The following is a 26,749-nucleotide window of genomic DNA, read 5'->3' as shown; positions in this document are numbered from 1 at the left end:
CCACACATAGCAAGTCCCAAAAGCATCTCGTTTCAAGCCATATCTTTCCAAACATATATCTTCATTATCCATCCGGGATCATTTCCCGACACATATTGCGTCACCAAATAGCATCATCAAGCAAAAACGGCGTCCCTCAAGCGTCGACATATTGCATCATCCACATAGCACATCACCATCTCACACACATAACGGAGGTTTATTATATGGCAACTAACGCCCTCACTTTGGAAACACAACTCAACACCGCCCGCGAAACACCCCTGTTCTACAAGGTGTTCGCCCTCGCCAGCGCCGGCATGATTCTTGACGCTGCGGATGTATACATGGCAAGTGCCATCAACAGTACAATGATCGCCCAGAAATTTGCAACCATTCAACAAGGCTCGACCTTTTTATCGGCCGGCTTTCTTGGCCTGTTTATTGGGTCAATTCTTGCCGGGTACATTGGTGACTTCTTCGGTCGGAAAAAATCCTATCAAATCAACCTGTTGCTGTTCGGAGCCTTCACCCTGTTGGCCGCCTTCATGCCAAACATTACCCTGTTGATTATTTGTCGGTTTATCGCCGCCATCGGGCTCGGTGCCGAAATCGTCACCGGTTACGCGGTCGTTAACGAATTTGCCCCTATTAAACGCCGTGGTCACTGGTCTGGGATGAACGCCATCGTTGCTAACGCTGGTGCGCCCATCGCCCTGTTGATTGCCACTTTTGCTATTCCAAAGTTCGGCTGGCGGTCAATGTTCATCATCATGGGCATCCTCGCCCTCTTGCTTTGGCTGTTGCGTCGTCATTTCCCAGAATCACCACGGTGGTTATTGGCAAAGGGTCGCAACGAAGAAGCAGCAACGATCATTAACGAACTGACTTCCCGCGGTCAATACGACGAAGACGAATTCACAGACAAAGCTGAACCTACAAGTCACATTAGTTTCGCCCATGGATTGTTTATTGCCATCATTGCCGTTAGTGCCACGTTGTTGTGCCAGTACACGTTCACCTCATGGGTACCAACCCTGCTGCTCAACCGCGGGATCAACATCGTCAGCTCAATTGGATTCTCAGCCATCATGATGATTGGTGCACCCATCGGCGCTGCCATTGGTGCTGCGTTGGTTGACCGTGCCGGTCGAAAAAAAGTTATCTTAAGCGGCTTTGCGGGTGTTGCCATTTTGGGGATTGCCTACGCCTATGAAACAACTACGGCCGGGATTCTCATCAACGGCTTCCTCTTAACGGTTACGTTATACATTCTGGTTGCCACAGTCGTTAGTGTTTATAACAACGAACTGTTCGAAACGACCCACCGTTTCCGCGGTGCCGGCATTTCAAACGGGATTTCCAAACTACTCAATGTGCTGATGCCAACCGCCGTAGCGTTCTTGATCACGCAAGTTTCCGCTTCATTTATCTTCTATGGAATCGCCATCATGGCCATCATTGCCGCACTTATCATTGGTATTTGGGGTCCGGAAACGGATCAAAAAGCGATCAAATAGCTTCGCTTAAGTGGTATTACATTGGTTATTTGATTACGTGTCAACGCCATAATCAAACACGGTAAAGAGGCCGGTCAAAAGGACCTTTAGATAATAAAAATGTCATTTAGCAACGTCCTAATTATCAAGCCTAAACGTGCGACAAATGGCCACATCTCAGAATAAAAAGCACCTCTAGCTAAAAATCCAAGTTGGAATTTTTAACTAGAGGCGCTTTTTATTCTGGGGAGCAAGACCGTCTTTTGCCCCACTCTCTAATACCCGCTAAACACCAACGGATTAATGCCAAAAACATTTAACCCGTACAAGAACACCATAATCAGGTTAACGGCAGTCGAAAATAGAATGATGCCGTAAGGAATGGTCGCAAGGTAAAATCCAAAGATCCATGGATTACGGAAACGGCGTCCCTTATACCCAAAACAAAAAACAATCAGAATCACCGTCAACACAATCTCTAAGATAAATCCGATCCAATATAACCCTGTACTTACAGCGTGCAGCTGGACAAAGTAGCCTGCCAACGCAACCGCATCGATAATAATTGCAATAAACGACATGAGAATCCCCCGATTCATGACTTATTTTGACAGTTATCATTGTAGCATGCCCCCCTTTGACTGCTTGTTTTTAAACATTTGTCGGACGGCTTTCTTACGCGCTTCTTAATTAATTTTGACGACAAAAAGCTCACCAGCATACAGTCAGATATGCCAGTGAGTTTTGATGTTGCTGATGACGGTCAATCGCCTGTTATTGACGGTTTTCCTTCAATGGATAAAGGTGGTGCTATGTGGATATTACTTAGGTGTTACTATGTGTTTTTTAAATTTGTAACCTCTTTTTAGATGATTCTTAGTGGACGTGGTGCGGCGTGGTGCCCATTTTCTTGCATGTTGTGTGGAAATTTCTGCCACAGTAAGTCACTTTTCGCCGTTAGCGGAGCAAAAGCCATTTTAATTATTCGGTGCTTTTGTCTTTTTTGTAACTTTCGTGACGGTTTCTTTTGTCGCATTGCCGAAACGCGGTGCGCGGGGCATGAAGTTACTGCGTAAAGCACTTTGACCTAAAATTTAGATTGGCTGTTTTTTCCCCTCTGCGTTGGTTTGGCGACGTGCTTTAATGCTATATTGCCGAAACGTGTTTCGCAAAGCAGGGGGCTGCTGCGTAAGGCACTTTGACCCAAAATTTAGATTGGCTATTTTTCCCTCTGTGTTGTTTTGGCGACGTGCTTTAATGCCATATTGCCGAAACGTGTTTCGCAAGGCAGGGGGCTGCTGCGTAAGGCACTTTGACCCAAAATTTAGATTGGCTGTTTTTTCCCCTCTGTGTTGTTTTGGCGACGTGCTTTAATGCCATATTGCCGAAACGTGTTTCGCAAGGCAGGGGGCTGCTGCGTAAGGGAACTTGGTCAAAAAAGGCAGGCCCAGCCTTTTTCGACCAAGTTCCCTTACGCTCCGCCCCCTAAACGCCTTTCTCCACACTCTACCTGCCACTCACATGCGCCGAATTCACATCTCGTTTACTTGCAAATACTGGTCGCAAGAAGTGGACGCCTAGGCCCAGCACTGCGCCTACCACTGCTGGAACCACCCAGTCCATGCCCAGACTGGCGAATGGTAAGACGCTTTGCTGGAAACCAGCTAAGGCTTTACCCAGTGCGCTCTGGCTGACGACTGCCGGGAAGGAAGCCATCATATCTAAGAATGCTGGGACTGCGGTGAAGACCACGACGAACAAGTAGACAACTGGGTCGCGATGGAACAGTGGTGAGAAGATCGATAACAGAATCAATACCATGGCGAATGGGTACAGGAACATCAGCATTGGGGTTGACCACTGGATGATAGTATCCAAACCGAAGTTAGCAGTCAGAAATGACGCTAAGGCCACGAACCCTAACCACTGACGATAGCTGAACCGTGAGAAATGTTTGTGGAAATCTTGAGCAAATGCCGCAATCAACCCAACAGCAGTCGTTAGGCAAGTCACTGTCAACAGTGTTGCCAGCAGTGCGTGGCCAAAGGCACCCATGTAGTATGAAACCAGTTGGTTAAAGGCGGTTCCGCCGTCAGCTGAAACTTTGAAACGACCGAGTGTTGTTGCTCCTAACCAGATCAAACCAACGTAGATAACACCGATCATGCCAGTGGCGAAAACGCCCGCTTTAGCAGTCACTTTGGCGTTGCTCTTCGCCGTGGTTTTGCCTAACTGGTTGACCGCGGTGACGACTGTGACCCCAAAGGCCAGTCCCGCCAAGGCATCCATAGTGTTATACCCTTCCAGGAAACCGTTGAAGAACGACTCATGTTTGTAAGCCGAGGTCACTGCTTGGGCACCAGCGCTGCTTATTGGGTGCGCAAATCCCATCAGGAAAACGACAAACAGCATCACAAGAAACAATGGGTTAAGCACCTTTCCAACGGAGTTCATGATGTTGGATTCTTTGTAGGAAACAAGGAAGGCAGCCCCGAAGAATAACGCTGAAAATACGAACAAGCCAACGTGCGCCCAACTTGCGGGCAATAATGGCTGAACACCAACTGAAAATGGAATTGTGGCTGTCCGCGGTGTCCCAAACAACGGCCCGATGGTGGCGTGAATCAGCACCATGAAAGCCAACGCAAAGGCCGGTCCAAGTGGTCGACCAATGTCGTAAACACCTTTTGAATGGGTCACACTGACGGCAAGCACCGAACAGAGCGGCAAGACAACGGCGGTGACTAAGAACCCAACGGTCGCCATGCCCCAGTGTCCCCCGGCAAGCTGTCCTAAATGAATTGGAAAAATGAGATTACCGGCACCGAAGAAGAGTCCGAAAAGCATTGAACTAACAGCGAAATACTGTTTGCCTGTTAAAGGCTTTGGATTTAAATCTTTGACTGGTTCCATAAATGAAGACCCCCACACTATGTTTTAAAATCTGAATAAACTGCAATCTATGAATTTGAATCTGGCTAATACCACTAATCTGATCTTCCATTGAAACCACCCGCTTTCTAAAAATCAATATGTAAGCTAAACGAAAAGACACCCCTAATCCAGACAATTTGTCTAAATTAAGGGTGCCTCTGCACGTTACCACCTTATTATTGTCACACCATTGCTGATGCAACCTCTTCACGTACGGCAAAACTGCGATACGCTAACACGATAATGGGTGTGCCCAATGTACGTTACTAAATGTTCGGTACATCGCTCAAAAGGGATTTTCGCTGTTAGCGTCCCACTTCCTCTCACCAAACGAAGCTCGCTTGCGGACAACTAACAGCTACTCAACTTTCTCATAGCGTTTATTAATTTATGACCCCAGCATAATCAGAATTACGAAACTTGTCAACTTTTTTCTTAGGTTATTTTAATGTGTGCACGGTGGTTCAGGCCCTGTCCAATCGGAGCGGAATCTTAGAGCTGTGCTGTCTTTTGGAAGAATGTTGTCCCGTTTAATTTCACTTGAAAATTATTTTGTACAGAATAAACGAGACAAAAGTCCATGTTTTCCCTAACAATACTCAAATAGTGACGTTAGTATAATCGGGCCTGTATGCTAAACGTGCAATACCCGACTGTTCTGATTCTTAAATTGTTGAACCAAAACCGCAATTTGTCTCACTCTCTTCAGCAATAAATCATTAGGCTGTTGAATAAAAAAGATCACAGATGTGGCATCATTTGAAATGTATAATTATTCTTTTTTATTGTGACTTTCTGAAAATTTTCGCCGTGTTGGACTGACCCACGTCCCGGAACCAGCCCCCAAAATCGTTTTGACCGCTGGAATAAAAGTCGTGACTACCGTCAACGGATTGACCATCCAGTAATAAAGCATGTACAGCGGTGCAAACGGCAAGTATTTCAGTTTAGCACCTCGGTGGTCTAAGAGTAATGCAGTTACAAGTTGCACCGTCCCTGCGATCAGCTCAAAGGCAATGACGATGCAGACCATGCAGAGTGTCTGCAGTAACAGGTGCATCTCACCTTGGAGCAGAAAACTGACTATCGAAAAACCGAATATCAGACTGGTAATAACAAAGAAAAACGACCAAATAATCGACAATGTGGAATCAATGAACATGGACATCTGAAACCGTCGCTGAAACGGATGTCGCAAGAACGGCTTCAGGTTTGTCAACCAGACTTCAGTTCCGCCCTGGGCCCAACGTTTTCGTTGGTGAAACAGGTCCTTAACTGTTTCCGGCACGTTCATATGAAAAATGATGTTAGGTGCAAACCGCGGCACACTGCCGCTGACTTGTTGATCCCACGCTACGCTAATGTCTTCAGTAGCGCGATCCTGTCGAAAACCATTGACTTCGATCAGCGAACTCTTGCGGTACAACGTATTGGCACCGCTGTATGCGTACATTGAGTCGTTGACGGCGCTTTGACTGCGTTTAATAACACCCACGATACTAGAAAATTCCACGGTCTGCGATTTGCCCAGCATGGTCGTTCGATTTTGAACATCCATGTTAGCCGTCACAGCCGCGGTGTTCATATCCTGGTCGTGAATGAAGAAGTTCATATACTTCATCAGTGCTTCCGGTTCAGGAATGGTGTCGGCATCGTTACTTAGGATGTAGTCGCCCTTTGCGAAAAACATCCCGATGTTAAAGGCGTGCGCTTTTCCCTTGTTTTTAACGATTTCGACAGTCCGTAACCGATCGTATTTTTTCATCAACCGGTGGACAATATCTGACGTGTGATCAGTCGACCCATCGTTCATAATCAATATCTCGAAGTTTTGATAATCAAGGTTTTCAAATAAATAGGTGATCGTCTGTTCAATCATGACCTCTTCATTATGTGCCGGAATCATTATGGTGATAAATGGCTGTTCTTCCGGGGCTATACGGTGCCAGTCGTCACATTTATTGATCTTAAAGAACCGGTAAGACAGTGCTCCCCAGAACCAAAAGAAGGAACCAATAATTGGATATAGACATAAAATCAGCGTAAAAAATTGCATAATATCTATAAACGATTGAACCGAAAATATACCGTTAAGCATGCCGATCCCCCACTTCTTCTAGGGCTTCTCGTTCAGCTTGACGTTCCGCCAATACTTTTTCCTTATCGACCTGTCCCATTTTTGCCAACTCATGCGTATCTAAATTTTGATCGGGCTGGACACGATAGAGCCGGACGTTCTGCCGGAATTTTTCTTCGCCAAATCGTTTCGTCATAAACTTTGTCAGTTCAGTTTCCCGGTTACGCTCGTCCAACGGATCAAATGTCGGCCACTGTTCAATCAGTCGATCCCGTTTGCGATTTTGAATCAACACCATTGAAATTGCGAACACTGCGGTCACCGCAAAACAAAATAGCAAAATGATGCCCAAAAAGGCGAACGTGTATGCACCACCACGCAGGTCAATCGTATCGCCGAACAGGTGAATGGACCGGTGTGTCAAGATAATACCGGTCATTACAATAGGTACAACTGCTGAAACAAAGCCAAATAAAGCCACTAGGGACTCCTTAATTTTTAATCCCCAGTGCCCTTTTTCAAAGAAGAGGTCAGTATATAACTGTTGTTTAATTCTATCGTCCGCTGACGGGGTCGTCTGGGGAGCTGAGCCCAGCGTTGACCGCGTTTTTGACTGTTTGGTTGTTTTCGTCTGCGTCTGTTGCACGCATATTCGCCTCAATTCCAGTCTCGATCTCATTGACTGGCTTACCAAACAAATATCCCTGGCGAAAATCGATTTGCAGCTGTTCGGCTAATCCTTCGTCCTCGCTGTTTTCAATACCCATAAGGTACAGGGAAATATGGTGGTCTCGAGCCAATTTGTTCCAGAATTGAAGGTTAAGATCAAGCCAAACATTCGGGTCTTCCTTACGAAACGCCCTCATGGAACACTTAAGGATGTCTGCGGTCGGCAGCATCCACTCGATATTGTGCAGGCTTGTCAATTCTGAATCAACGTTGTCAATGGCAATGCGAACCCCATATTGTTTTGCATCCCTGATTCGATGCATAAACTGTTTTTGTCTAATCCTATGTAGTTGTTGTGTGGCATGGTATTCGATTACTAAGTCCATCGGGTCAATTTTGCTAATAGCCCACCTAACAAACAGCGAAAAGTTTGGATCCATAATCTGTTCATAGGTGAGATTGATCGACAAACTGTAGTGAACAACTGGTAAGTGACGGAATGTCTCCTCCAAGAGAATCACTACCCGCTGCAACGGCATCCCTGCCAACTGTTTGGGTAATGTCCACGTTCCGTCGTGATGCTGTTGGCGTAATAAACATTCATAACCAATAACCTTACCGCGATAATTAACTTGTTCTTGAATAAAATACTGGAGCTTAAGTGTTGGGTCATCAAAATAGTCGTTGGTCCGCTTACGAGTGACGTAGAAAAAGTGCAGCACCCAAATGGCGAAAAACGCAAAAATCACCCAGAAAATGATGAAGAGCCTGACGCTTAATTGCCAAAGCAAGCAAATCCCCCCCTACCAGCGTTTGACTGCTATAAATTTTCCGTTCTGTTTTAATTATCATAGAGACATTTTTCAATTTTATCAAGGTACTTTAAGTATTTTATAGCATGCTAGGGCGTTATTTACCATTCATATATATGTGTAAGCCCGCCAATTGACCGCAATTCTGTTGGGTGAAAAAGCCATCACAGGTAAAATGAAACGACTATCCGTATTGTATTTTCGTACGTGTGCCAAATACAATACGAAAAATATTACATTTTAATAACATTTATCTTTTTGTTCGATTTCTCATGCAATTCGTAATCAAACCAAAACAGACCTGTATCAGAAGTGCCCCCCTATAAAAGCAAGACCAAACTTGCACCAAGAGACCAAAACTTTTTTTGTTCCACTCTCCTTCTTCTGATTAGTCAACCACTCGATCTGATGACGTTTTCTAAGCAGTTAAGGCAAAATTAGTCTCACTCTTTTTTCTGCGTAACGACTTCCTGCACCCAATCCAAGAATAATGCTGGCCACTGTTGAACGTCGGCTGCCGGTTGCGGTTCATCAGCTAACCGAGCCATCTCAGGAATTGCCATACCAAGTCCGTGCGGTCCCATCGGGAAGAGGTACAGTGCAAATGGCACCTTTGCGTGTTGTAATGCAGTCGCATACTGTAACGAATTATTAACAGAGATTCGCTTGTCGGTGGTCGTTGCCCAGATGAAAGTTGGTGGTGTGTTCGACCGAACATGCAGATCAACAGAAGTTTCAGCTAATAATGCCTGATTTTGATCACCATCCCCCAGCAAACTGTTAAAACAACGATGAGAAGTCGGGTCCGCGGCACTTACAACTGCGTAGCCCATCATCACAGCATCTGGCCGAATTTGCTTCGGGTTCGCATAATACTGAGCCAATAATGGTTCACACCAGGCAGTGGCGAGATTGGCTGCCAAGTGACCGCCGGCAGAAAAGCCGCCAATAATGATTTGTGCAGGTTGAACATGCCATTCAGAAGCGTGGTCACGCACCGTTTTAACAGCCTCTGCTGCTTCCAATAACTGCGCCGGATAATGGACCGGCTTACAGCTATACTGCAAAATAAAGGGCTGAATGCCGTGGCTCAGAAAATACAGTGCCACCACCTCTGAAGTCCGGGTGCTCAAATGCCGATAACCGCCACCGGGACAAATAATTAATGCCGGTTTGGCAACGTCCCCTGCCAGGTCGCGATCATCCGTCAGATACGCCGACAACGTGGCCGTAGTCAGTGCCGTTTTTAGTGGATACTGTACACATTTCATACTAGTCTGCCTCCCTTTTTGGACTCGATAATTGGGTCTTCGAAAAATCAATTTTCTGACTGGTTTCGCAAGTCTTATCCATGACGTTAACAATCTGGTGCTGTTGCTTAGTCTGCTTACCATCCATTTTACCAAATGAATGGTCATGTCGAGAAATCATTAGCGTTGTCGTCAACAGATCAATCTTTCTCTTCAATAGTGAAGTTTCAATTTTTAAGTGAGGCTTCAATTTTAACTCAAATGACCCGATGCGCTTCGCAACCTCAGACGCCACCAACGTATTATGCAGCTGTATGTCTCTGGGTAAAAGTTCGTCCGGGCCGCCAAAAAATCCCACTTGGTTGATGATGAACAACTAGCGCTCATCCATCGCCCAAGTGGGATAAAAATTAATTTTAAATCAACTACATTGGCTTGCGTAGTTACCAGTATCGGCAAAAAGCAACGCGCAGTGATAGCGACTAGTCGTCCTCTTTACGTTTCTTTTTACTGAGACCAGCCAAACCTAGTAATCCAAGCAGTGACGCGCCAGCAATCGCCCAAACGCTGCTCTGTTGCTCACTGGTTTGTGGTAATTTAGCGGTGTTCGCGTTTGTCTTCTGTCCGGCTGCTGATTGGCCAATGATCGTGTGGCCGGCGGTAGTGTCATCATGACCACTTAACGAGCCGGTTGCACTTGCAGTCGTTGAAACCAGATCAGTGCCGTTACTTGTTGTGCCGCTGGAAGCATTCGTATCGGTTGTTGTTGCTGTGGTCTTACCACCAGTATCTTGACCATTATTGCCGCTTGTCGTATTCCCGTTATCATCGGGAACAACGACTGGCTGGCCTGGCGTTGTTGTCACATCATCGCCACCCGGGGTCGTTGTGCCGCCATTACCTGGGTCGGACGGATTAGTAGTCGTCCCACCACCATTATCGGGCGTTGTAGGATTGGCTGTATAGATGACCGTAACTGTCGTATCTTTAATATCAGATGTGGCCGCGCTACCAGGATAGTTACCAGCAACCGTTGTTTCATTTGCCGTGTATCCTGCCAATGTCGGCGATGTTACGGCACCATAAGCGTCCTTTGCCTTGGCGTAGGACGTACCGGTTACCGCATCCGTTACGGTGTTCCAAGTAATTTTTTGAACTACCGATGGTGCTGCCGTTGAGCCATCTGCATACTGATAATTGATTGTTCTTGTAGTTGTGGTGGTACCATCAATAATTTCGTGATTTAAATGAACGGTGATTGTCTTGTCCGTAGTGCTCGTAACTGTGTAAGAGACCGAATAAGTACCATCCCCATTATTAGCAATTACCAAGCCATCTTGATCGTTTGCAAGGACATAATTTGCAGGCACTTTAAATGTATAGGTCACATTTTCACCAACGTAAGTGCTTTGCGTTGTTGTATCACCAACCTGTGCCCCATTTTCAGCATCGTCAACAAAGGTTGCCACCATACTTGCAGCCTGTGCCCCGTACGTCACAACAATGGCTTTATAAGGCGCCAGCGCAAGTTTTGCCGCATCATCCAACGTCGGTGTGCTGCCATACCCAAGCCCATACTGACCGATAACTGAGGCATCTGTAATACCGGCCGCCAGTGTTTCAGTAGCCGTTACATTGCCATCAGCATCCGTCGTGGTCATCGTAGTGGCATCGTCACCATCCGGCGTATAGGTAATAACCGTGCCATCGTTTTGAGTAACGACGATAGACTTGATGTCGTTACCGAGATAGTTAGTGACATTAATGTCGACGCCATTAGCATCCGTGCCTGTTGGGTAAGTCAAATCTTGATCAGTCGTACTAAACGTATGATTGGCATCGTCTTGCACCGTAACCGTGTAAGCCGCCTCACCATCGTTAATGGTGAGCGTTCCAGCTTGAACGATCTGATTATCAAACACGACACTCGTGTTAGCCGCTGCCAGTTCAGCAAGTCCCGTGGCACTCAGCGCCACTGTATACTCAGCATAAACAGGCGCAGTTGTGGTGTCAGTCGTTTGCGTAACGGTCAAATCACCACTGTCAGCAGAAATGGTGTACGTGCCGTCGCCATTATTCGTCCAAGAACTCGGTGCCGTGATACCAGTTGGCAATGTGACAACATAACTCGTCGGCATTGAACCAGTCCAAGTCATTGTCGTATCACTGATGGTTCCTTGGCCAGCAGTTGTGGAAGTGTCATAAACCTGAACATACTTGACGTAATATGGCTTGCTAACAATTGGAATTCCCGCGCCGGCGACACCTGCAGTGTTTGTCTTCAGCGTGTTGTATTGGGCGACTGAATCAGGCACTATTTGATAGGTCTTACCAGTGCTGCTGGATGTAACAGTGGTCGGCACTACCGAGGCAGTACTATAAGTCGTACCCGGTGCTCCAGTTTTTGTGGCCACGCCAATTTGGTTATTATTTGAATCTTCCAAATAGTAAACATCTTCGATTGTTGCGTTCACAATAACATATTGTGTACCGGCCTGATAAGCACTTGCGTACGCATCCGACAATCCCAAAGCATTTGCAACTTCAGAAACATTGTTGTAAAAATCCAGATAACCGGAATCTAATTGATAGGCGCCCTGTGTCTGGGCCACATCATCCGTCACATACAACACATCCTGGTCTAATGATGTGTTATGGCCAATCGAGCCGGATGTTACTGTCGTATTCGGATCAACGGTAATTTCAACAGGAATTTTGGTCGTGTCCGTGTTTGCGTTGAATGGTGTCACACTCGCGAACTTAATTTGGAAGACTTGCCGACCATTATAATCTGTTTCTTGTGTCACCGTTAAGCCACTGTATGTGACACCATCGGCAGCAAGCGCTGTCTCAAGCTGTGATTGTAATGTAGCAGCTGGATTGGAAGCCACAACCGCATTAACTTCTGCGTCATTGGTTCCAATAACGAATCCAGCTGGAACAATAAAGTAAGATGTAAAATTATTAAGTGTTGTGGTTGATGTGGTGCTGAGTAATGGCAAATCCACTTCAAGCAATGTCCCTGTAGCAAATACCCAGTTTGTATTAGTAGGTGGAAGAGGGACATATGTTTGATAATTTGCCATAATAACTTGCGTTGCTGACGAATTTGCAGCGCTTACAGTCACTGTTGCATCCTGAACATTAATCCCTGTTAATTGATAATCAGGATTTGATGTGTTTAATGTAGTTTCGGCTGCTGCCGTGAGTGAAACGGAATAGGTGCCGGCTGTACTGGTATCGACTGCTGAAGTATCAAAGTACGATGCGGGTACCGTATAAACCGTGGTATTCGTTGATGTGTTTGTTGAGAAAGCAGTCCAGTCAGATGGTACTGTATAGCTTGACGCGTTACTGATAGAGACCAAATACGTCGTTGGCAAACTACCGCCAACCGTGACATTCTTGTTACCAATTATAACCTGATCATTAGCTGTAATGCTAAACGTTCCTGATGTGATTGCGTCGCTAGAAATCGTGTAACTTGGATTAACAGCCTGTAAGTCACTAATACCTTGCGTTGACAGCGTCACAATGTAACTACCAATGGCTTGACTCGTAATTTCAGCATCAATATCGTTGGTTGCGGTAGGTACTGTATAAGTCCCATCTCCGTTATCCGTCCAAGTGGATGGTGCAACCAGTCCATCACTCAAGGTCACTGTGTAGCTCGTCGGATCAGTGTCCGTAGTATTGTCATACGGCTTCGACCCGCCAGATACAACAATTGCGTTCGATGGCGCGGTCGCAGCATTGATCACCAGTGACCCAACCACGATGTTGTCAGCGCTGATTGTTGTGTTTGGATTAGCAGCCTGCAACCTTGCCAAACCGCTATCAGATAAACTAACACTGTAAGTACCAGCATCAACTGAACTTGCATCCGTTGTTAAATCAGTCGAATCAGATGCCACTTCATACTGGTTAGCCGTTGATGTTGCGTACCAATCAGTTGGGGCTGTTAACCCGTCAGCGAGGGTGACTGTAAAGGCCGTGATTGCACTGCCATCGTATGTTTTCGTGGCCGTCGAGATCGTAGCATCCGCAGTCGCATCAGTTGTCGTGGCCGATGAAGCCGTAATCTTCTGAGATTGACCGGTAGCTTTGTATGCCGCTGCTGCCGACTCCTTGGCAGCAGCAATCTTCTCAGCTGTGGTTGACCCTAAATCAGTTTCTGTGTTGGCGCTTTCACTACTGGCTGTGTTAGCATCACTTGAGCTGTCGTTGGTTATCCCATCAGAATTACTATTGCTGTTTGCATCAGCAGTTGAACTTGAGCTTGCTGATGAGCTGTCGCTTGTAGTTGCGGCAGTACTCGTTGAATTAGCAGATGTGCTGCCAGTTGCGGCACTGCTAACTTTGCTGGTGGCGCCTAACGTTGCACTAGATGACGACTGTAACTGTGCCGATTCACTGGAACTATTGTCCGCAGTTGTTGAATCAGCAGCACTTGTTGTCGAATCGGCGTGTGTCGTCACGTTACCGCCAAGGAAAACGGCCGTACCCAAAGAAAGGCATACAATGCCAGCAAACACCCAGTGTTTGCCTGCCTTGTATGCCTTATAATGTTCTGTTAAATTTCCCCATACTTCCCTATTTCGGTTATTTTTGCTAAGCATAAAAAATTACCCCCGAATATTAAATTCTGCCCCTGCAGCCTAATTATTAAATTACAATGATTTTGATTTCAGATAAGCCTGTACCAATCCCTCCAAAAGGCTGGCAACACTAGTGTTTTCCTCCACCGCGCGAATCTTGAGCTGCTTAATCAAATCACTGTCTAATGTTGTGGTAAACTTCTTTTTCCCCCATTGAAGTTCATCTCCTTTATTAAACGATGGTGTGGTCGCTATGATACTTTCGTGGTCAGATAGTCCTTCGCAAGCTTTTCCAATAAGTTTGCGACACTCGTATCTTCTTCCACAGCGATAATCTTGAGTTGCTTAATCAAATCACTATCTAACGTCGTGGTAAACTTCTTTTTCCCCATAGAAGTTCATCTCCTCCAAAATGTATTTACGCTAAGGTATATGCCCATTGTATACGGTTACGGAATCTTAGTAAATACGTATGACTCGAGATTAAGAAAACTGTTAATCATGGGGTTAGCACTTTGTCGGATAAACAACGATTATAGTTAAATTGTCCTTTTTTTATGATCATCGTCACAGATTGACAAAATAAAAACGGCTAGTCAAATGATTAGCCGTTTTCCTTGCTGTACAAGTATCTGAAAATGAAGCCCATACTTTAACGCTGCGAAAAGATTATCTCAACTAAGCGCTCATTCTAGTCATCTTGACGCTTCTTCTTGCCAATACCAACCAAACCCAGCAGGCCTAGAAGCGATGCACCAGCAATCGCCCAAACCCCACTTTGTGACTCACTTGTTTGCGGTAATTTGCCGGTTGCGGCTGTGTTGTTTTGAGATGCATTACTAGAATTCGTTCCCTCGGTTGTTGCAGATGATGTATCTTCTGAGGTTTCATCGTCAAGTACCCCGGCAGTGTTGGTCGATTGAGCAGTCGGATTATTGATAGCATTTGTGTTGCCATTGTTGGCAGTCGTCACTGTCTTTTCAGTTGTAGTGTTGATATCCTCTGTATCATTTGTGTGCGCCTTGATAGTTGTTTGTCCTTGATTGTCACCATCATCGGTAGTGATATCATTACTGCCATCATTTGGAACAACAACTGCCTCACCAGAATTAACTACGACATCCTCATCAGTCCCTGAACCAGTTGTCGTATCATTTTCTGAAGGAGTGGAATCAGTGTCATTATCTGGCACGGTTGGATTGGCCGTGTACGTCACTGTTTCAATACTGTCAGCGAGCGAGGACGTTTCAACATTGCCAACCAATTGTTGTGCCACGGTTGCCTTATCAGCCGTGTAGCCAGCCAGTTCAGGCGTTACAACACTGTCATACCCGTTTTGGGCGGTGGTTGCGTATGAAGTCCCAGTCACAAGGTCGCTAACCGTCTTCCAAGTAATCGTCTGGGTGACAGGAGCTGAAGCTTGGCTGCCATCAGCGTATACATAGTTGATTGTCCGCGTCGTGGTTGTTGTACCATCAACCAATTTGTGTGTCAATTTAATAATAAGGTTATCAGAATTATCAGCCGTTACTTTGTAAGCCACTGTGTCAATGCCATCGGCTGAAAGAATTGTCTCATCCTGATCATCGGCATCGGCAAGTTCATATCCAGCAGGAATCGTGATGATGTAATTACCGGTGTCACCAACGTAAGCGCCGACAGTATCAGTGCTGATTACAGCGTTATTATCATCAGTATCGACATAGGAAACCGTAGTAGTTGCTGCTTTAGCCTGATAAATCACGTTCACCTTACTAAATTGTGCAAGCTGTGTCTTTTCCAGATCACTAATTGTAGTTGCTGCGCCATAGCTAATGCCAAATCCGCTCATCAATTGAGCGACAGATGCAGCAATGATGCTTGTTTGGGTTTTCGATGAATCTTGATTAAGAACCGTATACGTGGTCGTCCCGTTACCATTATCTGTCAATGTCAGTTGCGTGATGCCCTGCGTGTTATAGAGTGAATCTGTATTTGCAGTAACGACCACTTCTTTGATATCATCAGCTGAATACCCGTCAACAGCAACGTCAACACCACTTACACTAGTGCCATCTGGCCACGAATAGCTTTCAGTCACATCTGGTTGCAATGTATTGCCGCTAGAATCCTGAACCGTCACAGTATAGTTGGTCTGGCCGCCATTGATTGTTAGCGTACCTGCCTTGACAACATTACTGTCAAACAAATAGTTAGGATTGGCAGCAGCTAATTTAGCGAGGCCTGTTGCAGAAAGTTTTACAGTGTACGTTCCGACGTTGGTAGACAAATCACTCGTGTCGATATCGTTGCTCGTCAACGGCACACTGTAAGTACCATCAGCATTTTCAGTCCAATCGGAAGCACCAACTAAGCCTGAGGGCAAGGTCACTGTGTAGGTAGCGGGCATTGTCCCGTTCCAGAATTGTGTTTGGTCAGCAATTTGGCCTGAATCCTGAGTTGTGTCAATCACCTTTAAATATTGAACAGTGTAAGTGTTCCCTGTCGAAACGGCATCCGCACTTGAAAGCACTGATGTGATTGCAGGATATGACGCATAAGTGGCCACGGAACCGTCCTTTAACTCGTAAGTGACCCCATCCTTCTTAATCGTGGTTGGCAATAACGCAAGCACGTTATAAGTTGTTTCTGGTGTCCCATCGGTCGTAATGTCAACCGCAATTTCTTGCCCGTCTTCACCAACCAGGTGATAGGTGTCTTGTACTTGGGCATCCTGTGAGACTGTATATGAGTATACATAGTTAACGTAAGTGCTGTTTAATGCGTATGCATCATCAATGCCTAATGCTGTGGCAACTTGAGGAACATTAACATAGTAGTTCTGGTTTTGAATCTGGTAAGCACCTTGCGTGTCGTTATAATCATCTGTGACGTACAATACGCTGTCATCTTCAGAACCTGCAGCTGTCCCAATATAGCCTGCACTTGTTGTTGAGTTCGGATCAGTGACAATGGTTATAGAAATCGCATTGTCAGCTTGGTTGGCATCATTCCCATTAATGGTAGTTACGCTGTCAAACTTAACCTTGAATACTTGACGATTATTATATGAATCTTCGTGAGTAACGGTTAATCCGGAATAGGCTAAATCATATTCCGCCATGCTTGCTTCGACATCTGTAGCAAGCGTATCAGCGGGATTTGTCGAAACAGAGGAATCCCCTGTGCTGCTATCAGTGGTACCAATCACAAACCCTGCAGGGATAATAACATATACGGTATAGTTGTTATAGCTATCACCTGTACTTGTATTCAACATTCTTAATTCAAGCTGAAGAGCTGACCCATTGGCTAAAATATAACTATGCGCACCATCTGTACCACTGCCAATCGTTGCATAGAAATTAGCAGGCTGAAAACTATTAGCCGTTATTGTTAGTGATGAATTAACAGTGATCGTCCCGTTTTCAATAGTATTCGCTGTTAATTGATCAGATGAATTTAGGCTATTCAGAGTTGAGACGGTATCTGCTGATAACTGGAGTGCATAATTACCAACCGTAGTTGTCACAACGTCATCAGTATCAAAGTATGATGCTGGCACGGAATAAACAATGTTACCTTGGTCAGCACTACTATAAGATGCCGTCCAATCACTCGGTACCGAATAATCAGAACCTGCGTTCACCGCAACGTAATAGGTTGCTGGTAGTGAGGTTCCTACAGTCATACTACCGGAGCCAACAACCAGTTGATAATTGGTTGTAATATTAAACCAGCCTGACCGAACAGCCGACGAAGTAATCGTATAGTTTGAGTTAGCTGCTTCAAGTTTTTCAAGGCCCTGGTCCGAAAGCGTAATTTCATAGCTTCCAACATCTTGGCTGGTAATATCCGCATCCAAATCACCGCTGTCCACTGAAACTGTGTATGTGCCGTCAGTGTTAGCTGTCCAACCATCAGCTGCGGTCAATCCGCTGCCCAATGTCACAACGTAACTCGTTGGGTCTGTACTGGTATCGTCATCGTAAGCCTTACCGCCACCAGAAATCACAATGGAATTAGATGGTGCGACGACTGGTTCAACGACCAGTGAGCCAGCAACAATATTGTCGGTGGTAATCGTTTTAGCAACGTTGACTGCCTGCAATTTTGCTACTCCGTTGCTTGATAATGTGACGGCATAGGTTCCGACGTTCTGGTCAACAGTTGACAGATCTAAGTCGCCTGACGAAGCTGCGACTTCGTATTGATTAGCGGTCTCTGTTGCATACCAGCCGCTTGGTGCGGTAACACCATCAGCCAAAGTCACTTCGAAGTTTAAAGGTGTATCAGGATTATCGTCATAAGTCTTAGTTGTCGTTCCGACGGTGGCATCAACTTCGGCAGTTTCTGTGGCCAAGTCAGCGCTGATTATTTGCGGTTGTCCCGTTGTTAAATAAGTTTCAGCGGCAGTTTCTTTGGCTGCATTAATCTTTGCTTGACTCGTGGAACCAAGATCTGTCTTTTTTGTATCAGTCGTGGTTGCGTTTGAATCGCTTTCACTAGCTAGTTCATCGGTATTATTATCATTAATTATTTGACTGTCACTTGCTGCACCAACATTTGAATCGTTGCCTACTGCAGAAGGATCAGATGAAGACGCCTCGTTTATAGTCGAATCTGTTGTACCGTTGTCGTTATCTGTAGTTGCTGGTGTGTCACTGGTTACTGATTCAGAAACAGCGGATGAAGATGAAGCAGAAGAGGCAGTGCCGCTTGCCGTTGTTTCGGCATTGCTGCTTGTCTCATCTGCTGTTGAAGTTGATTCGGAGGTTGAGTCTGCACTTGTGGCTTTCGTTGCATTACCATCAGTATCGGTGTTCTCTGTTTCGGAAGACGAAGACCGGCTGGTGCTAACAGCAGTTGTTGTCGTTTCTGCTGTGCTCGTTGCGGTAGCGTCAGCAAAAGTTGTTGTGTTAACGCCAAAAAACAAGGCCATACCTAAAGACAGGCTAGCAATGCTGGCGAAGACCCAGTGCTTTCCTGATTTGTATGCCTTGTAGTGTTGTTTTAAATTAGATTGTACTTCTTTATTACGATTGTTCTTACCGACCATGGTAGAACCCCCCATTCACTTAAATGCCTATACTGCTCCCATAAAGCCTATGCTTGTTTCATTTTTTACAGCGTCTTGACCTGAAGATACTCTTTGACTAATCCCTCCAAAAGACTAGCCACACTGGTGTTTTCCTCCACCGCGCGAATCTTCAGTTGCTTAATAAGCTCGCTATCAAGCGTTGTCGTAAACTTCTTTTTCCCCAAGAAGTCCACCTCCTCCAAAATATTCAGTTTTTAATGATTACAATGTAATTGTAACTGATATACGTCATAAAGTAAATACGTATGCACTAGTTTTTCCATAAAACTAATTGTCGTATTCAACATCAATATGGTAACACACATTGTTCTGTAACACATTATGTTTTACTTACTTTTTATCATAAATACGAATTTGGTTTACTCGTCCTATAAATTTACCCCAGTGTTTTTTAAACTGTTATTCTAAATTGATCAATCCGTAAAGATAACTATAAGAAAAGAGCCGAATGTTTGATATGCATTCGGCCCTTTTCTTATAGTTAACTAAATTTCGTTAATCGTCTTCACGACGTTTTTTCTTCCCAATTCCAAATAGGCTAAACAACCCAAGTAATGATGCACCAGCGATTGTCCAGATGCCATTTTGTTTTTCGTCCGTTTGTGGCAATTTAGCAGCAGTTGTTATATTGACTTTATTGGCAGTACCTTTCTTTACGCCGGTATCGTCAGTGGTAACCGTGGGAACTGCATCAGCATGGGTTGAACCATGAACATAAATACCAGCTGAACTCCCGAAAGCATTGCTCTTTGTCGTTTCATCTGAGTTGCCATCTCTCGTTACTTTTTGGTTATCTTTTTCTAAAACTGTTACATCACTTTGTTCGTTATCAACATCACTGCCCATTGTTCCAGAAACCGCCGTATCCGGTTGCGTTGGTGTCACCACCTCGTTTTCTGAATCATTATCTGGTGCGACTGGAATCGCTGTGTAAGTCACTGTTACCGCACTATCTGCCAAATCAGCAGTATCGACTCTGCCCAGCAACTCTTGCGCGATGCCAGACTTATCAGCAGTATATCCCGCCAATTCTGGCGTGATCACTGCATCATACCCATTTTGAGCAGTCGCGTAACTCGTTCCCGTCACCATGTCGCGAACAACCTTCCAAGTAATCTTTTGAACTACGGCCTTGGGTGCTGCAGTTGGATTCCCATTGACCACATAAGTGATGGTTCGGGTCGTCACCACGGTACCGTCAGCGATTGCATGTGTCAAATGAACCTTGGTGGGAGTTTGCACATCAGCAGTATACGTATATGGAACCGTGGCGGATTGTCCCTGACTCAAGACGTAGTTCTTTGGCACAATAACTGTGTACGTTCCCGCTTCATCTGTATGACCTTCCAGGGTAATATCCAAGTTCTCCATTTCGTCGCCAGTGGTATCATCGACATACGTAAAAGTTATTTCTTGCGGGTCAGCAGAATAGGTGACATCCGCCGTTTGGTCACTCGGTTGTGTTTCACTAGTTGCCTGCGTAAATTTGATTGTTTGTTCACTTGGTGTGTAACCCGGAACTTCTGGGGTACTAATCTCTATCGCGGTTGAACTAGGCGTGAACGTGCTGATACCAGTAGCTTCGTCCGTATCTATTTTCCAATTAACACTCTCAGTTTTTGATTGCTCAGCCTTGTCCTGCGGTAACTCATAGTAGTTAACTGTATCTTTCGTGCTCATTTCCGATTGGGTATGGATGTGCACCACGTGAATTTGAACAACCTGATTATCTTCAGCCGTAAAGGTGTAGGTCCCGCTAGAAGGTTGATTGGCTGCTAACTGATAACCAGCAGGAAGATCGCTCGTATCCCAATTCGTTGACGTACCAGTATACCCATCAATTATCTTTGGTGTACCGACAATTGTCTCACTGGCACTGTCATCAACGTACTCTGTTGAAGCAGTTTGCGCATCCGCTGTATAAGTGACGTAAATATCAGCAGCATTAGCTGGTAAAGTAGTGATTGGCTCTAAGTTTTCGCTAGGCACTATAGCAGTATTGGCTGTATATCCAGAAATCGGCAGACTGTCTACCTGATTGTAACTATCAGTCGTTGTTGCTGTTATGGCCCCAGTCACCATATCTTTAGTCACATTCCACATTGCGGTTTGATTAACCGGTTCGGGATTTAAACTATTATTATATTCAACAATAAAGTAAATGTTTCGAGTAGTAGTCGTTGTACCAGTAGCCTGAATGTGGCTCAAATGAACAATAATATTATCGTTATCCGACGCTTTGAAAGTATATGTGCCAGATGATGACTGTCCGCTAGCTAACACATAATTGTCTGGAACGCTTACTGACCAAGGCACATTCTCATCAGTTTTGCCTTGTAATACTGTTTGGGTGCCAACTACTGCGCTATTATTATCGTCATCGACAAACTCAATGTTCGTTGTTTGCGTTTCGGCATAGTAAGCAACTTCGATTGATTGATCTTTTGGTTCAGTCGTCTGGGTCGTCACTGTAAAACCGACTTGTGCCTGACTTGAATCATAATAATAACCTGAAACATTAGTTGTGGTATAAGTTGTTTGATGAGTCGAAGAAGGGACATAGGTTACTTCACCAGTCACATCATCTTTTTCAACATTCCACGAAACTTTTTTGCTCTGGGAAGCAGGTGTTTTATCTGTAGGAAGACCAGTATAAGTCACAGTATTCGTGGTCGTCTTAGTCCCAATAACTGTAATCTGATGAACTAGATGAACTGTGAGATTATCCGTATCACTATCTGACAGCGTGTAACCAATCGAAGAAGCTTGTCCAGAGGCCAGTTCATAACCATTTGGAATGACTACTTTGTAGGTGTCACTGGCACCAAGTAAGCCAGTAACGGTGGTCACATCACCAACCACTGCACCATCAGCGGCATCATCAATATAGGTGACCGTTAAACTAGCGTTCTTTGCAAGTTCATACTGTACAATCTCACCGTCAGTATTGTAAACAGCCGTATCACCAACTTTGGTCGTTGCAGACGACATAATACCATCCGCGTTAGCACCTGAAACATACGTATATTGATTGCTTGCAAGCGTGTACCCTTCAGGAATCAAAGCTTGATCAACCGCAGAAAAGCCGTCCAGGTTCGTCGGATAGATGTCCTGCAACGAATCAACATTATCCTGTAAGTCAGTTTGTTTCAAATCATCTAAAGTAATATATTGGTCTTCACCGTTGTCATCGATGTAGTGAAAACGGGCAGTGACAGTTGAGGTCCCAGTTATTGACAGTGATGTTGAATTATCGACGCTGGCACCATCATCGTTGACCAAAACAATTGCTTGTAAATAACCAGTCATTCCCGCAAGATTCTGCATATCGGCAATCGTCCCATTTAAAGCAATTTTCCCAGTTGAATCGTCTAAACCAAAATTATTGATTTTTATAAGCACCGAACGAATTGAATCCCATGAGGTGACCTCATCTGCAGAAACATAACTGCTAGTATCAATTGTTTTTTGTCCCTGAGTGACCGCGACTGTAGCAGTTGAATAAAGAACAGTGGCATCGATTGTATCTCCGGTCCCCGTTGCAGTGATAAAGTTTGTTGGTAAAGTAACTGGGCCGGTTAAATTAAATGTATATCCTGAACCATTGGCATCATCCGACGTTGGTAAATTAATGATACTTGTTGTTGTATTGTCGGTACCATCTCGAAGCGTGTTGACCAACGCTACATAAAATGTTGCGTCAGAGCTTCCCTGATCATCTGAGGTTGCGTTAGTAACACCTTGAACATCCTCGTTTGTTTGACCAAAACTGTACTGGTCAAAAGTACTTGCTGAAGAAATCGTCCAGTTTCCCGAACCAAATTCCACGGCTTCTGCATTACCGGCGCTATATGATGTATCAGAAATCATTTTTGTATTTGCCAATTTTGTTACCGGTGAGTAAACGTACATGAGGTAACCATAAGACCCTGGCAACGCATCAGCGTAGTTCGACAACTTAACCTGTTGTGAAAAAGTTGAATTAGTGGAGACGTATTCTCCAGTGCCAGAATAATCAATTTGCACAACCGTTCTTCCATCATCGGCTTGAAATTCAGTGACTTTAGCCTTTGAATCTATTGCAGAAAAACCGCTGATATACGTGGCTGATGGGAGCACGTAATAAAATATTGGTTCATAAACTTCATATGTTGTATGAGAATCTTGACCGGTCATTCTTAACGACAAAGAACCGGCTGCAACAGCGCCTGGTGTTTTATCACTTTGGCTCAAATAAGCGTAGAAATGGGCAAATGACTCAATGACTGTCTGCTTAATACTATCTGAACTAATAATTGTTGAGGGATCAGATGAAAGCGCCAACGAGGAAGTGAAGTCAATCGTATCCCCATATTGAACATCACTACCGTCATCATATTTTGATGACATTATCCCTGAGAGAATAAACGCATTGCTGCTTGTATAGGCACCGGCTGCCAAGTAATTAGGCGTTAATACAATTTGACGAACTTCTGATCCATAATTTGCAGTGATTGTACCTCCAGCATCGACTTCGCCGTTTTCAATACTGCCATCTGCCAATGTTAATTGGTAGGCATACGATGTTGTTCCCGGCAAGTACTGAGATGTTGTTGCGCCCTCAGCTGGGACTGTAAGGCTGGTCATTTCAATTCCATCTGGCACATTTATTGTTAGATTTAAATCATCCGTTAAGCTGATTGCTGAGTTATCTGTTAAAGAATAAGTTGTTAAATACTTTGGATCATTCGTCGTGTCGCCATCCAAAGCCAATTCCGTGCTTGTACTCGATGAATTTCCATGCATGGAAATTGAAATATTGCTGGCGTCAGGAATCTCTGTACTGGCGGCTAAAGTTTCCGAAAAAACATTTTCGCTTTCATCTGTGATTGTTGTACCAGTACCATCAATTACTTGAGTTATGGTGACGGGTCCAGACGCAGTCAATGTTTGTTCACTTTCGGATGCCGCTACATCGTATGACCCAACTAGTTTATACCCTGAACCGCCTTCATAAGTCTCTTTTCCAGAACCCTTTGGTACAGTAATAATGACGTTAGTTCCACTTCCGTCTGGTTGTGATATTGTTGTCTCATCCGAAAAACCATTTATGCTATTCGTTACATCAGAATTAAGCGTAAAACCCTCTGGCACAGGAATCGTGATGGTCGTACCGTAATTCACTGCAGCATTTACATAAGACGAAGTACTACCGTCGTTGTAAACACCATCAGCCTCATTTACTTTCAGAGTATAGATATAGTCAACACCTGATTGAACGGCTGTTAGTTCAGAAAGATTCGGGGTTGTTCTTGTCACGTTACCCATTGAAATCGTGGGCGTAATTGTCTGTGTAATTGGAATAGAAGCAACTTCAGTGTCACCGTTCATAGCTGTAATCGTATAAGTATTAACCCCAACATCGCTCATTGGCCTTGGTTGCTGATTCTCATTGTTCGCGGTTCCAAGTTTGATTTTGAAGGAGAGGTCGCTGACAGATCTGGCCATTGTTACTGTAATCATGGTTCCACCGTCAGCTGTGGATTGTGTTTCTGATGTTCCTTGAGTTGCAGTAAGTTTGTCCATTGATGAATAGGAAAAAACGCTGGTTTTTGGAATCGTAATTGTGTACACATCACCCGCCTTAGCCCCAACCACTGTAAATGTCAAAATGATAGAAGTCTGGCCGGAGTTATATCCAATAACGTCGGTATTGCTCGTCAGTGTGATTACTGCACTAGAAGCACTCGGTGCAGCTTCATCCAACAACGCATTCAATTGCTGCGCTTGTCCAGTCAATTTATAGGCAGCTTCCATTGTTTCTTTTGCGGCGTCAATTTCTTTCTCCGTTGGATTAATTAACGTCAGTTTGTTGACATTTAATGTGTCATCAGCAATTGTTGGCGTGCCGGAAACTTCGCCGGGCACATCATCAATGACACTTGGGGTCTCAGTTTTATTTTCATCAAGTATTGATGAACTGTCAGTATTCGATGAAGCACTACTGATGCCACCAGTTGGCGTTTTGGTTGTTTCTGGAACAGTTTTCCCAGCATCCACGTCTGACGCATCTGTATCGCTACTAGTTGAATTACTGTTAGAACTTACTTCTGAACTTACTTCTGAACTTTCCTCTGAACTTTCCTCTGAACTTTCCTCTGAACTTTCCTCTGTTTTGTTGCTTGAGGTGCCACTGTCATTTACGTTTACCGTTTTTGAATCATCCAAATTAGTCGTTTCAGTCGAAGATTTCGATTCGATCTCAGGACTATTCTGCTCGGAAGAACTGTCGTCATTTACAACAGTGGTTGCATCATCACTTGAATCAGCTGTGGCTGTTGTGCTCACACCATCAGCCTCAGTCGTTGCAGTCGCATTGCTTTCACTATCAGAACTGCTCAATTCTGCACCAGTATTCTCACTAAATGACGACGATAACGCCACTTCTTTTGCAGACGAAGTGGCTGCGGCCGTACTTGCGGTACTGTCGCTCAGTGATGCTGTTGTATTTGACGTATTGCTGCTACTGTCAGCGTGCGTGTTTAATCCTGTGCCAAAAAATAATACGGCACCCAAAGATAAACTGGCGATGCTTGCAAACACCCACCGTTTACCAGATTTATAAGACTTATAGTGTGTCTTCTCATTCGCTTCTACATCTTTTAACCGATTATTCTTCCCTACCATGGTTAAAGACCCCCTTGTTTTTAATTACCTGCTGCACTCCCATACAGTAACGCTAAACTACAACGTTTTTGTCAGTAAATATGACTGCACAAGTTTCTCCAAAAGACTTGCTACACTGGTGTCTTGTTCAACAGCGATGATTTTTAACTGCTTAATCATGTCGCTATCCAGCGTTGTGGTAAACTTCTTTTTCCCCAACGAAGTCAACTCCTCCAAATATTTAATTTTTATGATTCTAATGACATTGTAAGGGTTTTCTTTCTAGATGTAAATACGTGTGCATAGTTTTTTTAACATAAATTATTTTTTGTTTGATTGTTCAATCAATGTTGTACATAATATCAAACATCTGTTTATATTTGTTGAGAAATTAATGTATATTTATCTGGTAATGGCGGGATAATACGAAATATCTTGCCTATTTTTCCCTTAACCATAATAAAAAATGGCGTTATTTTATAAAATATGTACATGACACACTAATCACTTTCACACTCAATTTTTCCATTGCCATAAAAAAAACACCCAATAATTTTGAGTGTTTATAAAATGCTATTAATTTAGCCCAATCAATTTTGCAGCACCATTTTTGGCCACTACAATTGAATCACTTGTTTCAGATTCCCGTAACTGCAAGACGTATTTACCCTTCAACGTTTTGTTGATTGATGTATTCACCTTGCCATAATTCGCTTTTAAAGTTGTCAGTGATTTTTGATTTGAAGACGGATACTTCCACATGGTCTTTAGTGCTTTTTTGAATTTAGCTGGACCTGCCGTAACCGTGTAAGTCTTAGTGCCCTTATCAAACGTCACAGTGCCTTGATTAACATATATTTTGTTCAATTGTTTCAAAACAGCTTTTTCATTAGTGGCAAGTTTGCTTGCTGCCTGCTGTTGTGAGCTGCGTTTAGCAAAAAATTGCGAGGATGCCAGCTTCTTTGAAGACGAACTGGATGACTGTGCCGCATCGGAATTGGTGGAGCCAAAACTAAACCCATTGTGCCATAGCCCAACCCCACTGCCAATCAAACAAATAATACTAATAAATGTAATGACACGAGTGACACCGACCAACCCATCGTAATTAACTGCGTACCACCAAGCTACCCCTCCAATGGCGGTCGAGATGATAAAGACAATGACTAAAATAAGCCACATGATAATTCCCCCCTAGAATATTAT

Annotated in this window: 15 protein-coding genes and 1 other annotated feature; of the genes, 1 reads left to right on the top strand and 14 read right to left on the bottom strand. The window is 44.3% G+C overall.

What is annotated here, in order from left to right:
- Positions 1-206 precede the first annotated feature (206 nt).
- Positions 207-1,499: an MFS transporter gene (locus FC82_RS10135; protein WP_056996914.1), complete on the top strand. Its 1,293-nt coding sequence runs from the start codon at positions 207-209 to the stop codon at positions 1,497-1,499.
- A 254-nt stretch (positions 1,500-1,753) separates the two neighbouring features.
- On the opposite strand, the gene FC82_RS10130 is transcribed toward FC82_RS10135, so the two are convergent.
- The 14 genes from FC82_RS10130 to FC82_RS10080 form a co-directional block, all read right to left on the bottom strand.
- Positions 1,754-2,059 (bottom strand): hypothetical protein, encoded by a 306-nt coding sequence (locus tag FC82_RS10130; RefSeq protein ID WP_056996913.1) that lies wholly within the window; start codon positions 2,057-2,059, stop codon positions 1,754-1,756.
- Positions 2,060-2,984: 925 nt separating this feature from the next.
- Entirely contained in the window at positions 2,985-4,391 is a 1,407-nt protein-coding gene (gene brnQ, locus FC82_RS10125) for a branched-chain amino acid transport system II carrier protein (protein ID WP_054761264.1), read from the bottom strand.
- A gap of 166 nt (positions 4,392-4,557) precedes the next feature.
- Positions 4,558-4,796 (bottom strand) — a binding site (T-box leader).
- Between the two features lie 388 nt (positions 4,797-5,184).
- Entirely contained in the window at positions 5,185-6,510 is a 1,326-nt protein-coding gene (locus FC82_RS10120) for a glycosyltransferase family 2 protein (RefSeq protein WP_056996912.1), read from the bottom strand.
- Positions 6,503-6,970 (bottom strand): hypothetical protein, encoded by a 468-nt coding sequence (locus FC82_RS10115; protein ID WP_054761267.1) that lies wholly within the window; start codon positions 6,968-6,970, stop codon positions 6,503-6,505. The genes FC82_RS10120 and FC82_RS10115 overlap by 8 nt, the downstream gene beginning before the upstream one ends.
- A 73-nt stretch (positions 6,971-7,043) precedes the next feature.
- A complete protein-coding gene (locus FC82_RS10110) occupies positions 7,044-7,949 on the bottom strand; it encodes an EAL domain-containing protein (RefSeq protein WP_065101433.1) in 906 nt (301 codons plus the stop codon).
- A gap of 464 nt (positions 7,950-8,413) precedes the next feature.
- Complete coding sequence (locus FC82_RS10105) at positions 8,414-9,241, bottom strand: alpha/beta hydrolase (protein ID WP_056996911.1); 828 nt, start codon at positions 9,239-9,241, stop codon at positions 8,414-8,416.
- Position 9,242: 1 nt separating this feature from the next.
- Positions 9,243-9,437 carry a hypothetical protein gene (locus FC82_RS16905; RefSeq protein ID WP_161939716.1) on the bottom strand — a complete coding sequence of 65 codons (195 nt, stop codon included), beginning with the start codon at positions 9,435-9,437 and terminating at the stop codon, positions 9,243-9,245.
- Positions 9,438-9,702: 265 nt separating this feature from the next.
- Positions 9,703-13,839 carry an MBG domain-containing protein gene (locus FC82_RS10095; RefSeq protein WP_056996910.1) on the bottom strand — a complete coding sequence of 1,379 codons (4,137 nt, stop codon included), beginning with the start codon at positions 13,837-13,839 and terminating at the stop codon, positions 9,703-9,705.
- Between the two features lie 230 nt (positions 13,840-14,069).
- Positions 14,070-14,210, bottom strand: a complete 141-nt coding sequence (locus FC82_RS17010; protein ID WP_169790380.1) for a hypothetical protein — start codon at positions 14,208-14,210, stop codon at positions 14,070-14,072.
- 299 nt (positions 14,211-14,509) lie between these two features.
- On the bottom strand, positions 14,510-18,856 hold the full coding sequence (locus FC82_RS10090; protein WP_056996909.1) for an MBG domain-containing protein: 4,347 nt from the start codon (positions 18,854-18,856) through the stop codon (positions 14,510-14,512).
- A 65-nt stretch (positions 18,857-18,921) separates the two neighbouring features.
- The gene (locus FC82_RS17005; RefSeq protein ID WP_169790580.1) at positions 18,922-19,062 is read right to left on the bottom strand and encodes a hypothetical protein; all 141 of its coding nucleotides are present in this window, start codon (positions 19,060-19,062) and stop codon (positions 18,922-18,924) included.
- A 331-nt stretch (positions 19,063-19,393) separates the two neighbouring features.
- A complete protein-coding gene (locus tag FC82_RS10085; RefSeq protein WP_056996908.1) occupies positions 19,394-25,564 on the bottom strand; it encodes a mucin-binding protein in 6,171 nt (2,056 codons plus the stop codon).
- Positions 25,565-25,621: 57 nt separating this feature from the next.
- A complete protein-coding gene (locus tag FC82_RS17000; protein ID WP_169790579.1) occupies positions 25,622-25,762 on the bottom strand; it encodes a hypothetical protein in 141 nt (46 codons plus the stop codon).
- A 357-nt stretch (positions 25,763-26,119) separates the two neighbouring features.
- A complete protein-coding gene (locus FC82_RS10080) occupies positions 26,120-26,725 on the bottom strand; it encodes a hypothetical protein (protein ID WP_056996907.1) in 606 nt (201 codons plus the stop codon).
- Positions 26,726-26,749 lie beyond the last annotated feature (24 nt).

Source organism: Secundilactobacillus collinoides DSM 20515 = JCM 1123, from assembly GCF_001435975.1.
Classification (GTDB): domain Bacteria; phylum Bacillota; class Bacilli; order Lactobacillales; family Lactobacillaceae; genus Secundilactobacillus; species Secundilactobacillus collinoides.
This window is presented reverse-complemented; position numbering and strand designations above follow the sequence as displayed.

Excerpts from the sequence above, each read along its gene's own strand:
- FC82_RS10135 (WP_056996914.1), top strand. The coding sequence starts at position 207 with ATGGCAACTAACGCCCTCACTTTGGAAACACAACTCAACACCGCCCGC.
- FC82_RS10130 (WP_056996913.1), bottom strand. The coding sequence starts at position 2,059 with ATGTCGTTTATTGCAATTATTATCGATGCGGTTGCGTTGGCAGGCTAC.
- brnQ (WP_054761264.1), bottom strand. The coding sequence starts at position 4,391 with ATGGAACCAGTCAAAGATTTAAATCCAAAGCCTTTAACAGGCAAACAG.
- FC82_RS10120 (WP_056996912.1), bottom strand. The coding sequence starts at position 6,510 with ATGCTTAACGGTATATTTTCGGTTCAATCGTTTATAGATATTATGCAA.
- FC82_RS10105 (WP_056996911.1), bottom strand. The coding sequence starts at position 9,241 with ATGAAATGTGTACAGTATCCACTAAAAACGGCACTGACTACGGCCACG.
- FC82_RS10095 (WP_056996910.1), bottom strand. The coding sequence starts at position 13,839 with ATGCTTAGCAAAAATAACCGAAATAGGGAAGTATGGGGAAATTTAACA.
- FC82_RS17010 (WP_169790380.1), bottom strand. The coding sequence starts at position 14,210 with ATGGGGAAAAAGAAGTTTACCACGACGTTAGATAGTGATTTGATTAAG.
- FC82_RS10090 (WP_056996909.1), bottom strand. The coding sequence starts at position 18,856 with ATGGTCGGTAAGAACAATCGTAATAAAGAAGTACAATCTAATTTAAAA.
- FC82_RS10085 (WP_056996908.1), bottom strand. The coding sequence starts at position 25,564 with ATGGTAGGGAAGAATAATCGGTTAAAAGATGTAGAAGCGAATGAGAAG.
- FC82_RS10080 (WP_056996907.1), bottom strand. The coding sequence starts at position 26,725 with ATGTGGCTTATTTTAGTCATTGTCTTTATCATCTCGACCGCCATTGGA.